The 13304-nt window shown below is 46.7% G+C and carries 16 protein-coding genes and 2 pseudogenes; 9 read left to right on the top strand and 9 right to left on the bottom strand.

Annotated features, from left to right (window positions below; all coding sequences use genetic code 11):
• Positions 1–8: 8 nt before the first annotated feature.
• The 7 genes and pseudogenes from HBM92_RS11665 to HBM92_RS11695 all read right to left on the bottom strand — a co-directional run bounded on the left by HBM92_RS11665 (position 9) and on the right by HBM92_RS11695 (position 5068).
• Entirely contained in the window at positions 9–260 is a 252-nt protein-coding gene (locus tag HBM92_RS11665) for an excisionase family protein (protein WP_000005552.1), read from the bottom strand.
• Between the two features lie 72 nt (positions 261–332).
• Positions 333–2804 carry an exonuclease gene (locus HBM92_RS11670; protein WP_001546201.1) on the bottom strand — a complete coding sequence of 824 codons (2472 nt, stop codon included), beginning with the start codon at positions 2802–2804 and terminating at the stop codon, positions 333–335.
• Positions 2805–2896: 92 nt separating this feature from the next.
• Entirely contained in the window at positions 2897–3088 is a 192-nt protein-coding gene (gene ydfD / locus HBM92_RS11675; protein WP_001083297.1) for a lysis protein YdfD, read from the bottom strand.
• On the bottom strand, positions 3085–3273 hold the full coding sequence (gene dicB, locus HBM92_RS11680) for a cell division inhibition protein DicB (RefSeq protein WP_000854559.1): 189 nt from the start codon (positions 3271–3273) through the stop codon (positions 3085–3087). The genes ydfD and dicB overlap by 4 nt, the downstream gene beginning before the upstream one ends.
• A 960-nt stretch (positions 3274–4233) precedes the next feature.
• Positions 4234–4335 (bottom strand): annotated as a pseudogene (gene ydfB / locus HBM92_RS25600) (protein YdfB); the annotation flags it as partial.
• Between the two features lies 1 nt (position 4336).
• Positions 4337–4492: a DUF1391 family protein gene (locus HBM92_RS11690; RefSeq protein WP_000379589.1), complete on the bottom strand. Its 156-nt coding sequence runs from the start codon at positions 4490–4492 to the stop codon at positions 4337–4339.
• A 168-nt stretch (positions 4493–4660) separates the two neighbouring features.
• Entirely contained in the window at positions 4661–5068 is a 408-nt protein-coding gene (locus HBM92_RS11695) for a helix-turn-helix domain-containing protein (protein ID WP_000381212.1), read from the bottom strand.
• A gap of 80 nt (positions 5069–5148) precedes the next feature.
• On the opposite strand from HBM92_RS11695, the gene HBM92_RS11700 reads away from it, so the two are divergent.
• Genes HBM92_RS11700 through HBM92_RS11715 form a run of 4 tightly spaced genes read left to right on the top strand, consistent with a single transcriptional unit; the run spans position 5149 to position 7269 of the window.
• Positions 5149–5376, top strand: a complete 228-nt coding sequence (locus HBM92_RS11700) for a Cro/CI family transcriptional regulator (protein WP_000921594.1) — start codon at positions 5149–5151, stop codon at positions 5374–5376.
• Positions 5360–5881, top strand: coding sequence for a toxin YdaT family protein (locus tag HBM92_RS11705; protein WP_000705349.1), 522 nt, complete (start codon positions 5360–5362; stop codon positions 5879–5881). The genes HBM92_RS11700 and HBM92_RS11705 overlap by 17 nt, the downstream gene beginning before the upstream one ends.
• Entirely contained in the window at positions 5862–6827 is a 966-nt protein-coding gene (locus tag HBM92_RS11710) for a hypothetical protein (protein WP_000054487.1), read from the top strand. The genes HBM92_RS11705 and HBM92_RS11710 overlap by 20 nt, the downstream gene beginning before the upstream one ends.
• Positions 6828–6867: 40 nt before the next feature.
• Positions 6868–7269, top strand: a complete 402-nt coding sequence (locus HBM92_RS11715) for a DUF977 family protein (RefSeq protein ID WP_001151189.1) — start codon at positions 6868–6870, stop codon at positions 7267–7269.
• Between the two features lie 218 nt (positions 7270–7487).
• Here the strand turns inward: HBM92_RS11715 and HBM92_RS11720 are convergent, their stop codons facing one another.
• Positions 7488–9275: a DUF4209 domain-containing protein gene (locus HBM92_RS11720; RefSeq protein WP_000340969.1), complete on the bottom strand. Its 1788-nt coding sequence runs from the start codon at positions 9273–9275 to the stop codon at positions 7488–7490.
• A gap of 674 nt (positions 9276–9949) precedes the next feature.
• On the opposite strand from HBM92_RS11720, the gene hokD reads away from it, so the two are divergent.
• From hokD to HBM92_RS11750, 5 genes are all read left to right on the top strand, one after another.
• The gene (hokD, locus tag HBM92_RS11730; protein WP_000813254.1) at positions 9950–10105 is read left to right on the top strand and encodes a type I toxin-antitoxin system toxin HokD; all 156 of its coding nucleotides are present in this window, start codon (positions 9950–9952) and stop codon (positions 10103–10105) included.
• A gap of 216 nt (positions 10106–10321) precedes the next feature.
• Positions 10322–10573, top strand: coding sequence for a protein Rem (rem, locus tag HBM92_RS11735; RefSeq protein WP_000980999.1), 252 nt, complete (start codon positions 10322–10324; stop codon positions 10571–10573).
• A gap of 66 nt (positions 10574–10639) precedes the next feature.
• Positions 10640–10918, top strand: a complete 279-nt coding sequence (locus tag HBM92_RS11740) for a hypothetical protein (RefSeq protein WP_023140913.1) — start codon at positions 10640–10642, stop codon at positions 10916–10918.
• Position 10919: 1 nt separating this feature from the next.
• Positions 10920–11969 carry a DUF968 domain-containing protein gene (locus HBM92_RS11745; RefSeq protein WP_001385829.1) on the top strand — a complete coding sequence of 350 codons (1050 nt, stop codon included), beginning with the start codon at positions 10920–10922 and terminating at the stop codon, positions 11967–11969.
• Positions 11970–11982: 13 nt separating this feature from the next.
• The gene (locus tag HBM92_RS11750) at positions 11983–12735 is read left to right on the top strand and encodes an antitermination protein (protein ID WP_001047131.1); all 753 of its coding nucleotides are present in this window, start codon (positions 11983–11985) and stop codon (positions 12733–12735) included.
• A 174-nt stretch (positions 12736–12909) separates the two neighbouring features.
• Here the strand turns inward: HBM92_RS11750 and cspF are convergent.
• Positions 12910–13112, bottom strand: a pseudogene (cspF, locus tag HBM92_RS11755) (cold shock-like protein CspF); the annotation flags it as partial.
• Between the last annotated feature and the right edge of the window lie 192 nt (positions 13113–13304).

Genomic DNA, 13304 nt, shown 5'->3' on the forward strand with positions numbered 1-13304 from the left:
GCTTTTAGTCAAGTAAGATGACGTCTTGGTCTCGCTGATGCCTGGCGCTCAATCCAGCGATCAATTTCTTCCAGGTTGTAAAAGCATGGACTGTTATCCCATGGCATACCGTCATGAGCGACATGCTTATATTCCCTTCCTTCCATAAACGATTTTTCCCGGGCCTTTTTTAACGTACCTTTTTTTATTCCTTTCAGCGCAATTAACTGCTCTTCGGATACCCATTTGCCGGGAGAGACAATCATGATTACTTCGCTCATCGATTTCTTTATCTCTTACATCAGACGAGCGCCGGTTGCAGAATACCAGTCACAACCGGCGACAGTTGAACATTAAGAATCAGCCTGACTCGGGATCAGTTTTTGCCAGATAACTGAAACGTATTTTGCCTGGTAACGGGCGTCATCAAGTGCATTATGGCGCTCACCTTCGAATGGAATAGCCGTTCTGGCATCGAAGTCTATGGCTTTCCCCAGCTCAACGATTGTGCGTACATCTCGATCGTTGTAGTAACGCCACGGGCAGGGGATCCCCTGCCGTTCGTATGAACGGCGCAAAATCGTGTTGTCGAAGTTGGCTCCATTTCCCCAGACCTGAACAAAAAATTCACCGGAGTTTTCGTCGATAAATTCCCGCAATTGTAACAGTGCATCATCTAACGGGATTTCATCGGTCATAATGGCAGATTGCGCTTCGCGTGATTGCTTAAGCCACCATTTAATGGTGTCCCGATCAATGACCCCGCCAGCAGTTTCCAGATCGATAGTCTTACTAAATTCCGGTCCCATATCTCCGGTTTGCGGATCGAAAAATATTGCACCTATTGAGATGATCGGGGCATCAGGATTTTTTCCCATGGTTTCAAGGTCGATCATTAGATGGTCACACGCCCTGCTGGTGGATGTGATTTCGTGATGACCGTTCACCTTAATTGGGTGATCTGCCGTCTCGCCAGTTTCATTATCGCTATTGTGATGCTGATTGCCGCCAGTGTTCTCCTTGTGTGGATGTTCAGCGCCTTGCATTTCCTCCGGATCATCTTCCTGAACTTCAACCTGATACTCTTCATCGAATGTTTCCTGGTATGTTGCGTCGCCCATCACCGCGCCACAATCAGGGCAGTTGCCGCCGCCGGTCTGACCGCAGGCGGTGCAGACTTTTTCCACTTCCTGTTGCGCTACTGGTTCAGGCTGTTTCGTTACTGGCTCGTTTTGTAACGCATTTGGACTGTTTTGTTCCGCTTTTTGGTAGTTCCGTTCCGATTCATGCTGGTTCTGGTTCACAGAATCGCGGGTCTGGATCCCCTTAACCCATTTCGGATCATTCGGGTCACTAATCCCTTCAACAAATTCACCACGTGATGCAGCAAGCAACTTATCAGCGTCAGGCTGGCTGATATTGGCTGCCTGCATAATTTTGTTTACTTCGTCAGCGGTAACTTTTATCGGCTCTGGTTGTTCTGAATCTTCAGCGGTATCTACATTTTGCGGTAAGCCCGTGTATGTGCCATTTTTTCGGGCAAAATATTCTTCTTTTGTGATTTCAGTGGCGCCAGCAGCCAGTGCCTTATCCAGACCAGAAAGTTTGTTTGCGCGACCGTATTTTTCTCCGTCCTTATCTGCGAAGAGGAAATAGAACGGCCCCTCACGCTCTACAGATGGTTCAGCTTCCGGCGCGGTTTCATTTTTTGGGATATCAGATACCTCAGTTTCCACTGCATCAGTTTGTGTTTCTGATGACTGGAGAACATCAACAGTGCCCAGGTCTGTTTCTTCATTCTCAAACACGCCCTTTGTCGTCAGGTATTCGCAGATATATTTGTTCAGTGCTACGGGATCTTTGTGAATGTCGATCGGACGCTCACGGACAAGGCCAAAAATAGTCTGGCGGTCGTAGCGAAGGGCATCAGGCTGTTTGCGCATTGATGCCGAGATACGCTTCCAGTCTTCGCGGTCGTTGTCGATAACTTCTTTTTTTGCCCAGCGATGGATGCTGCCGTCAATGTTTCCGGCATCCACATCACCAGGCCAGAGAGCGTAGGCCAGTTCGTCATCCAGTGTTTTCCATGTCTGCTTGTATTCGCGATGAATGGCAGCAATGACCGGGCTGATTTTTCCTGTTGAATTTTCAGTGTACTGTTGATTGGCTCTGGCGCGGGCGAGATCAACAACAGACGTGTATTTTCCGGTTTCCTTGCGTTCACCTTCGCGACGTTTTTTCCAGATGCGCATCTCTGCCTGAATTTCGGGCCATTTAGCACCAGGAATACATTTATGCTTAACCCACCCAATGGCGTGCAACTTAAGCTCCGGATACATGGCGTTAACTTCTGGCATTTTCATCAACGCTTCAACGATATGTCCGTCGAATGTTGCCATGTCTTCCTGCAACAATTCCTGTGCGCTAATAACCATATCAACGGTGATGTTTTCACATGTGTCGAACTTAACCATGACAGCGTTCTGTACTTCAGGGGCCAGCTTGTCAAAAGTGACGTTCATCGGATCGGATTCAGTCTCAACCGGGACAAAAGAAGCAGACTCCTCATCCCAGCGGTTTTCCTGCATATATTCAGCATCCCATGAATCGAGGGCAGGGCGGGGTATGCCAGGTTTATCCTCGCAGACAATAAATTTATAAGCGCAGTCCTGAGCAGCCGGATAATGTTCCAGGAATTGCCAGTGAAATTTTGCTCGAGCACGGCGTTCGTCGCCAGCTTCAATGGCTGTGGCTACAGCCACAGCGCCTTCTTCCCTTGTTGCCAGTTCGTCAGGAATAGCGGCGCAAATAAAGACTTTACTCATTTGTTTTAACCTCATGACAGATTTAAGGATGAACAAATCCCTGCCATTGCTGGCATATAAGAATGAAACCGGATATTTATTACGGAACTGTTTTAAAGACCTGCCGGGATTTCGATATTATCCTGGTGAATAACTTTATCGACCGGGTAACAGTTACCGGGAATTTTCTGTTCGGTTGCTGCAGTCATACACTCCTGCATTGTCCTGTGAACACTGACTGCAATATCAACTGGCTCTCCGGAAACAAGAAAAACTGTCAGAACAAGCACAAATGCTGAATTCATTGTGCACATCCTTTTGGCATCAGACGTAAACGAGCCAGCATTGAAACAATGCATATTTTATTTAATAGCTCCCGTTCTTGTTTTCTCTTGTTAATGGCATCTTCAGTAAATACTGGGTTACTGATAGTGACACCAATTTCAAAACAACCTTCAGACGTATTAACGTTTGGTAATAACGTTTTCATTATCGCGTCCTCAACAATGAATTTTGTGATGCAGTGCCTGGTGCCTCCAGGTGACGTTAACCAGTTAACAATTAACGCCGGATACAGAGAATCCACCCATAACACTGTTTTTGGTTTTAACTGTTCCGCGTGCGCTCAGCCGCATTCACCACATCACAAAATTCACTTTAAAAAGGGCGGCAGAGCAGTCACGGAGTAAAACTGATACCGCCAAACGTCACCAGAAAATTGATAACAGAGGGCGTTGCAGCGGGGTTGTCACTTAAGCGTATGGTCAACCTGACAACCCGGTGTCCTCAACGGGGAAGGAATAACCCCGCCATACTTACCGCCGCGCCATTTTGCGGGTTGCCACAACCGGAAGCGCACGGTCGAATTAAATTTAACGACACCGTACAGTGAGACGAACTTCGCCGTGCGCTTTCGTGTTGTGTGCCTGCTTTTAACCACGTCAGGCGAGGTGGTATCCTTAAAATCACCACAGTTTTAAGGATTCATTAAGCAATGTCGCAACCACCAATAAATCCGCTTAAGAACATGAAAATTGATTACTGGTATAAAGCGCTTACAGTTGTTGGCGCTGCGTTGTTTGTCTTTAATGGAACGTCTTTTTTTGACAGATATCCCGTTGTTCCATTGGGTTTTTTGTCCTCCGGCATCTTTTTTATTGGTTTGGGGGAGTGGATTAATCACCCTCTCAAAGTGAGATTTATTGGCCCTGGAGTTTGGACTCGTGGATATAATCGTTTTTCGTGCGCACTCGGTATCATCTTCGACATACTTGGTTGTTTCCTGATTGTTACAGGAGTCGTCAAGTTCTTCTGATGTAAAACCGCAAATGGGGCACGTAACGGGAATTTTGAAAAGCGTTTCTCCGGGTTCCAGAACAAAATTTTCTGCGGTCTGATTTTGCTTCTCATATTTGTGCTCCGCGTCATTGTGAGAGCACATTCTTATTCTGAGTGCCTGTTTAAACTCACTGAAGCTGAGAGCTTCTTCGCCTTCGGCAAGGCCTTCGAAGTATTCTTCGTAAGCCTTTTCCATGATTGTGTCGAAATCCATATCACTCACCTGAGTTTCTTTCCAGCCAGCGACGGGCACCATTTTCGGTTTTAAACGTTTTGCTTTTGGTATACGTCATCGCGGTGAACGTGCCGTCCTGGTTGGGGAACACGCCACATACCAGAGATTCGCTGTTGCCAAGATCGATAGTATCCATGCTGACCTCATTTCCCCTTAACGCCGGGGTAGCGGAACTGTTTGCTGAGAACACCGTGCGGTGTCTTGATGGAAAGTAATTTAGAATAACCTAACATGAGAGGCAAGTGTTTTTTGTTAGATTAGTCTAACAAAAAGAGTGGGCGCAACTAATCACTTGAAAAGAATGTTATTTTATTGATTTATTTTTACGCGCTTTAAGCATTTCTTCGAAGAGTTTGTTGAAGTTTTCTACTCTTGCGCGCATTTCAGACAGCAAGGCTTCCTGCTCGGAAGATGGAAGAGCATCGAATAATTCGATCAATTCTTTGTGGTTGGGAGTTAGCTCTGTTTCCACATGAAGTTCTTGTGCAGGCACTGGTGCCTTGTCTTCGTCACCAAACATTAGCCATGTAGGTGAGCACTTCAGAGCATCCGCTAAAGCAAACAATCGTTTTCCGACTGGCTGGGTTTCGTCTCTTTCCCATTGTGAAATTGTGACGTGAGCAACTCCAGCGAGGCGCGCAGCTTCTCGTTGTGTTAAGCGTAATTCTTTTCGTCGCGCCAGAACTCGCTGGCCTAGGGTTCTTGTATCCATAGTTAGGTAATTCTAATTTTTCTTGACTTAGATATCCCGCGCACAATAATGTTAGAAAAGTCTAACAAGAGGGGGCTTTGATGCTTAAAGTTGACGCAATTACTTTTTTTGGCAGCAAAACAAAGCTTGCCAATGCCGCAGGAGTGAGACTGGCAAGTGTTGCTGCTTGGGGGATACTGGTTCCTGAAGGTCGCGCGATGCGTCTACAGGAGGCATCTGGCGGGGAGCTTCTGTATGATCCCAAGGTTTATGACGAATATCGTAAGACGAAGCGGGCGGGGCGGTTGAACAATGAAAATCACTCCTGAACAGGCTCGTGAGGCTCTGGATGCCTGGATATGTCGACCAGGAATGACACAGGAGCAGGCGACGATATTAATCACTGAAGCATTCTGGGCTTTGAAAGAGCGCCCGAACATCGATGTTCAGCGTGTCACAGATGAAGGTGGCGCGGTTGATCAGCGAGCGCTTGGCGTTAATCGAGTGAAGATATTCGAACGCTGGAAGGCTATCGACACCAGGGATAAGCGTGAAAAGTTCACGGCGCTAGTGCCTGCAATTATGGAGGCTATCCGGATTAATGATTTCAGGTTGTATCGTGAAATTAGTGACGGAAAAAGCATCACGTACATGATCGCCGGGTTAAACAAAGAATATGGCGATGTGGTGGAGTCCGGACTGCTTTTTGCTGATCCTGCCGTAGTGGATCGTGAAACTGACGAACTTATAGAAAAAGCAATTGCTTTCAAACTTGCGTATCGACAGCAATACCAACAAAAAGCTGGATGGAATTATGAGCCTTCTTTTTGCTGAACGCCCACTGGTTATAAACACACAGCTTGCGATGAAGATTGGCTTAAATGAAGCCATTGTGTTGCAGCAGTTGCATTACTGGTTGAGAGATACCAATTCCGGCATGGAATGTGATGGTGTTCGCTGGATTTACAACACAACGGAACAATGGCTGGAACAGTTCCCATTCTGGTCAGAGTCAACGTTAAAGCGCGCGTTTGCAAGTCTGAAAACGCTGGGGCTTTTGCGTTGTGAAAAGCTCAATAAATCAAAGCGCGATATGACCAATTTCTACACGATTAACTATGGGAGCGAGCTTTTAGATGATGGCAAATTGAGCGAATCCATCGGTTCAAAATGCGCCGCTCCATCAGGTCAAAATGACACGATGGAAGAGGTCAAAATGAAACGCTCCATTGGTTCAAAACGACCCAATGTCATCGGGTCAAAATGGCCCGATGATCCTACAGAGAATACAACAGAGATTACTACAGAGAATAAAAACACTTTTCGTCCGGAAGCTTCGCAACCGGACCCGCAGACGGCTGAACAGGATTTTTTAATCCGGCACCCTGGCGCAGTTGTGTTTAGTGCGAAAAAACGCCAGTGGGGTAGCCAGGAGGATCTGGCGTGTGCGCAGTGGATATGGGGGCGGATCGTGGGTCTCTACGAACAGGCCGCCAGTGATGATGGCGAGATCATGCGACCAAAAGAGCCTAACTGGACTGTCTGGGCCAATGATGTGCGCACAATGCGGATGCTGGATGGCAGAAGCCACAGACAAATTTGTGAAATGTTTGGTCGGGTACAGCGGGATCCATTCTGGGTAAAAAACATCATGAGCCCGTCAAAGCTCCGCGAAAAATGGGACGAACTGGTCATCCGCCTGGGGCGTTCACCTGTACAGCGTTGTGTTAATCATATTTCTGAACCGGATACAGAAATTCCGCCTGGTTTCAGAGGATAAGTTTTGATTTCAGGTCATGAGGTAATTTTAAGGGGGACTTGTGGCAAAAGTTTTTACACAAGAAGAGCGGGAAAAAATTAAAGGGCAGGTGGTGGAACTCGTGCGCCAGAGCGGTCGTGAGACGTTACGGCAACTGGAAGCTAAAACAGGTGCGACTAGATATCTGATGAGCGTTCTTGCCAGAGAGCTGGTAGCCAGTGGCGATGTATACAACTCCGGCTACGGGTTATTCCCGTCTGAACAGGCGCGTAAGGACTGGCAAAACGCCCGCAAAAAACTCTCGAGGGCAAAGGTGAAGAAAACAGCTGTGGTTGATCCGGACCTTATCTGGTCGTTACCTGATGGAGAAATACGTCGCTACGACAGTCGCCTAAACATAATCTGTCGCGAGTGCCGGATGAGTGAAGTTATGCAGCGCATACTGGCATTTTATCAGGGATAATGTTAGGTATTTTAGACGTTACTAGATTAAAAAGCATTAGTTCAGGAGTGAATTGACATTCTCATTTTTCATGGCACAGGGTAGATCTGGCGTGGTTGTCCGCTTTGTGCCAAAAGCGGACATCGAATAATTTCAGCAGCACTCAACCTTATTAACCAAATCGCCTCAACTCATATGGACATGCATCCGGAAGTGCCAACTTCGTAAACTTATTCACTTTAAGTCTGAGCCTCACTCTCTTGGCCATAAGTGGCTTGCCAGTATCTCGCCGTAGGGTTCATTAGAATGTGCAATACAAGCCACCATGCAAAAATGCAGGGAGGTTGATTGTAGTAACCGGCAGGCACATATCCGTGAGCTAGTTGATTTCGTAAATCACCATAGATTTTATCTACCAGTAAGGCCTGAAGATTGCCAATTATGTCTACGCCGAAAGCTTCAATAATCAGTGGATTATCTAGTAATCCCTTGAGTCCATTTCGCTCTTGCGAACCGTCCCCGTGAAGCTGCGATGGTTCCTCACCTTTAATTTTAGCCACATATCTCAGACTATTTTCGATCTGGGGAATCAACACGTGGCATGCCGTCATAAAATCTCCATTGAAACCGCAAACCATACCCTTGATGAAAAACTCTTCATGCCCAAACGGGATGAAGGGATGATTGATGAACATATCGCGAAAAAACGCCTCCGAGATTGGATATTTCATTGTGATCTCATCTGTAGCAGGAATAATTTGCCCAGCTACTGCCAACTCATGGTCGATACGCATTCTCGTCATCATTATGGGCCAAATAACTGCCCCATTTGCATCATCAATCCCCAATCCTGCGGGTATGCGAGCAAGTGTCATTCCCTCATGATCAATATGTGTTGATCCAAACATCCAAGCTATGCTGTTGGCCTTTTGTTCTATTGCTTGAGCCTTAAGTCTCTCAATGCTGGTTGGCCGACAGACCAGCATCGCAAGTCTGAAAACCATATCAAACAAATCTCTTCCGACTACCCGACTCTTGGCTTGATGGACAATCTCACTAATATCTTGAGGGGGAGACTGAAGGATAGACATCTGGTGACGGGATTCGATTTGGTAATCACGCATTTCTTCATACAGCGCAAGACGTTCTATTCGGGTTCCTGGAATATTAGCCAGTGCTTCAATAGCATTCTGCATGCAGGCTGCCGAAATCATACCGCCATCTTGGAATTTTGACTCTTCCAGATGTGTATCGGCAAGAAGCCGCCAGAATTCAAACTGTGTATCTCTGTCACAGCACCTATTCGCAATCGGGATTGCGGTTTTACAGGCATCGACGGCAAATGAAAATAATTTTTGAGCCAGATAGTTTTTTGTCAGAAACAGGAGTTCCTGGGCAATAAAAGATGGCTCACTCACTTTACAGTCGATATCGAGTTGCAGGAGTCGCAGCGGATAAGGTGAATCGCCTTGTTCTCTGGTACGTTCATACTCTGCTAGTAGATGTGCCGAAAGCTGATCAAATTCATCCCTGAAATCAGTATGCTTTCGAAAAAAACAACACAGCCTAAGCGCACGCTCTAGGCGTTCTAAAGCACTAACCCACGTCCCTTGCGATGTCATAATAGCTATACTGGACGCATAATAAGCACGGACTGCCAGCAAAGGAAAACGGATTCCACCAATTTTACGAACCCAAAGTGTATCAGCAATACGAGCTTGAAGTTCGGGTAGCTCTATCGTCGGGCAAAATTGAGAAAGTACCTCCAGCGACAACCCGTTAATGTCATCCGGAATTGCAGATCTACCTTGGCTGCTTTGAAAGCACGGACCAAATGGTACCTGTGGATTTTCGGGACGAAAGTGAAAACCGCAAATATGGGTTAGCAGTCTTATCTCCGCTCTTCCATCACCTAGGCTAGAAAGATACTTTGTGATATCAAAGCAGGTAACTGGCAGCTTACTCTGGATTAAGGGGGATAAATCAATAGTGTTAAGTTCGTCGAGGCTGATATTAATATCGTCCATGTCGTCACCTTGATGATTTGTTAATGCGGGGGCAACATTAATAAATGTACTTGAGACCGCAATTTGTCGATGGAGCCAACATTTATAACTATGTGCTTCTACCCTCTGAATTTTTACATGTGAATTGCTAGCTTGAATAGCTCTATCATTATATACGTGGCACTAAATTATGGCTGTTTTTCGCTCAAAGCGGACTAGAAGGTTAGCTTGTGTCGGACTTTGCGTATTAAAAGAAGTGCTGGTGGTGACTAGTGGTTGTGCCCCATTTCCACAGAAAAAATCAGAGAAACTATACCCAATAGTTGTATTGAATCACTGACGAGACAGCCTCATATTCATCAGGACTGGTCTACGTCCAATACAGGAGGTTGTGGTGCTGGTTCTCAAATGTGCGCTGGCTATTACGGCTGTAATGGCGATTTATTGTCTTGCTATTGTTCTTATGGATCGCCTTTCTGACTGATTTCACATTGGCGAGGTAACGGTAGTTAAGTAGAATGGCTGCGGGTGCTTGAGGCTATCTGCCTCGGGCATGAACACCAACGGCAGATAGAGAAAAGCCCCAGTTAACATTACGCGTCCTGCAAGACGCTTAACATTAATCTGAGGCCAATTTCATGCTAGACATATGTAGGTTAGCCTCTTACGTGCCGAAAGGCAAGGAGAAGCAGGCTATGAAGCAGCAAAAGGCGATGTTAATCGCCCTGATCGTCATCTGTTTAACCGTCATAGTGACGGCACTGGTAACGAGGAAAGACCTCTGCGAGGTACGAATCCGAACCGGCCAGACGGAGGTCGCTGTCTTCACAGCTTACGAACCTGAGGAGTAAGAAACCCGGCGAGGGAGAAATCCCTCGCCACCTCTGATGTGGCAGGCATCCTCAACGCACCCGCACTTAACCCGCTTCGGCGGGTTTTTGTTTTTATTTTCAACGCGTTTGAAGTTCTGGACGGTGCCGGAATAGAATCAAAAATACTTAAGTAGCGCGCAGGGATAAGAGGGATGGTCCCTTAAAGGGGAGAGCTAATTATCCGGAAGGATTCTGATGATGAACATCGAAGAACTGCGTAAAATTTTTTGTGAAGATGGCCTCTATGCTGTGTGCGTTGAAAATGGAAATCTTGTTAGTCATTACCGCATTATGTGTTTGCGAAAGAATGGGGCTGCGTTAATTAATTTTGTGGATGGTCGAGTGACAGACGGATTTATCTTGCGCGAAGGTGAGTTTGTCACTTCATTACAGGCACTGAAAGAGATCGGAATAAAAGCAGGCTTTTCAGCTTTTGCAGAAGAATAAACTCATCTACAATCTTGCGCGGGGCTGAACTCCCGCTGAGTAACACCGTGCCACCGGAGAAAACCGATGGCACGCAACGTAAAATATTACAATTCTGATAATTCGCCCGTTCTTGTCTGCACGCACGAGCGGTATTCTCACGCATTCAAGTCTGAATGGTTCCAACACCCTCCATGCACTGAAGAGCAGGCTGAATGGATAATTCAGTGTTACCGCAGGCGCGGATACGAGGTTAAGAAAGCCCTTAGCCTCGACTACCGTCACTGGATAATCTCAGTCAGATTGCCTTACTCCGAACGCCCACCACGTGCGTCCCGCACTTTCCAGCAACGGATCTGGAGGTAACGTGCGGGTATTACTTAGACCTGTTCTGGTGCCTGAGCTTGGGCTGGTGGTCCTTAAGCCGGGCCGTGAATCCATACAGATATTTCATAATCCTCGAGTGCTGGTGGAACCGGAACCAAAAAGCATGCGTAATCTGCCATCCGGAGTCGTTCCTGCCGTTCGCCAGTCGCTGGCGGAAGACAAAACATTGCTGCCGTTTTTTAGTAACGAACGGGTGATTCGTGCTGCTGGCGGTGTTGGCGCATTGTCTGACTGGCTATTACGTCATGTTACATCCTGCCAGTGGCCTAATGGCGATTACCATCACTCTGAAACAGTCATTCACCGTTATGGTACCGGCGCAATGGTGTTGTGTTGGCACTGCGACAACCAACTGCGTGACCAGACATCGGAATCACTGGAGCTGCTTGCTCAACAAAATCTGACAGCATGGGTGATTGACGTCATCCGTCACGCAATAAGCGGTACGCAGGAGCGGGAATTATCTTTGGCTGAATTATCCTGGTGGGCGGTCTGCAATCAGGTGGTGGATGCACTACCTGAGGCTGTATCGCGTCGTTCGCTGGGATTACCAGCGGAAAAAATCTGCTCGGTGTACCGCGAAAGCGACATCGTACCGGGAGAGCAGACCGCCACCAGCATATTGAAACAACGCACAAAAAATCTTGCACCGTTGCCTTACGCCCACCAGCAACAAAAAACACCACAGGAAAAGACGGTGGTAAGCATCACCGTTGATCCAGAGTCTCCGGAATCTTTCATGAAGCTGCCTAAACGTCGCCGCTGGGTTAAGGAGAAATACACACGTTGGGTTAAGACACAGCCGTGTGCTTGCTGCGGTATGCCAGCCGACGATCCGCATCATCTGATTGGTCACGGGCAGGGCGGAATGGGAACAAAAGCACATGATCTCTTTGTGTTGCCTTTGTGCAGAAAGCATCACAACGAGCTGCATACGGATACAGTGGCATTTGAAGAGAAGTATGGCTCCCAACTGGAGCTGATATTTCGTTTTATCGATCGCGCGCTGGCAATTGGCGTACTGGCGTAAGTGGAGAACGAGCATGAACCTTGAAGCCTTACCAAAATATTACTCCCCAAAATCTCCAAAATTGAGCGATGACGCTCCAGCGACAGGCACCGGTTGTTTAACAATTACGGATGTAATGGCAGCGCAGGGGATGGTGCAGTCGAAAGCACCACTTGGGTTGGCCTTATTTCTGGCAAAAGTTGGTGTTCAGGACGCTCAGTTTGCGATTGAAGGCCTGCTAAATTACGCGATGGCACTGGATAACCCGACATTGAACAAATTGAGTGAAGAAATCCGGTTACAGATTATTCCTTACCTCGTGAATTTTGCCTTTGCTGATTACTCCAGGTCTGCGGCAAGTAAGGCTCGCTGTGAGCATTGTTCAGGTACGGGATTTTATAATGTATTGCGCGAAGTGGTGAAACACTACAGACGCGGGGAATCTGTAATCAAGGAAGAATGGGTGAAGGAACTATGTCAGCATTGCCATGGTAAGGGCGAAGTCAGCACAGCGTGCAGAGGGTGTAAGGGTAAAGGGATTGTTCTGGATGAAAAAAGAACCCGGTTTCATGGCGTACCGGTATATAAGATTTGTGGGCGTTGTAATGGAAACCGGTTTAGTCGTTTACCGACCACGCTGGCACGACGTCATGTCCAGAAGCTGGTACCAGACCTGACCGATTATCAGTGGTATAAGGGGTATGCGGACGTCATTGGTAAACTGGTAACAAAGTGCTGGCAGGAAGAAGCATACGCGGAAGCGCAATTGAGGAAGGTGACGAGATAAATGATTTTTGCTGAAGATGGCGACATGATGTTTGCATTTTTCAAAAAACATGGATAAGATTTTCTCAACGATGGGCTTTGTGTATCCGACGTTTAGAAAAAAGTAGAAAACCCGCTTATAAGCGGGTTTTTGTGCTTTAAATGGGGCAATAGAGATATTGAATCTCATCCCGGGATAAACATTGGCAGTTGAAGGTCCACGCGAACCATTTATCCAGCAAAATTCCACGCGTAATCCTGTGGTAATTTCTTCTGCATCTCGAAGATTGAGAGCTGAAACGTGAAGCTGGGCATCGATACGCCATCGGATGGGAATATAAGACCTTTGCTGCTTTTGTAGTCAAAGTTTTTGACAATTCCTGTCATTTTAGGGGACAGAAAAACTCCTTAATACTGATAACCTGGTGCACCATACACACGTTCCTGGAGAAAACTACTTTTTTGATAGGATTGAAGGTGGCTGGATGTCTAAAATAAACATTGCTTCATATGTTCAACTATGAGTTAATGACTGCGTCGGTTTGAAGAACAGACGATATACGAAGTAGTTTACTAAAGCAGTTCTCATTT

The sequence above is a fragment of the Escherichia sp. E.sYA108 genome (assembly GCF_011754335.1).
Lineage (GTDB): Bacteria > Pseudomonadota > Gammaproteobacteria > Enterobacterales > Enterobacteriaceae > Escherichia > Escherichia coli.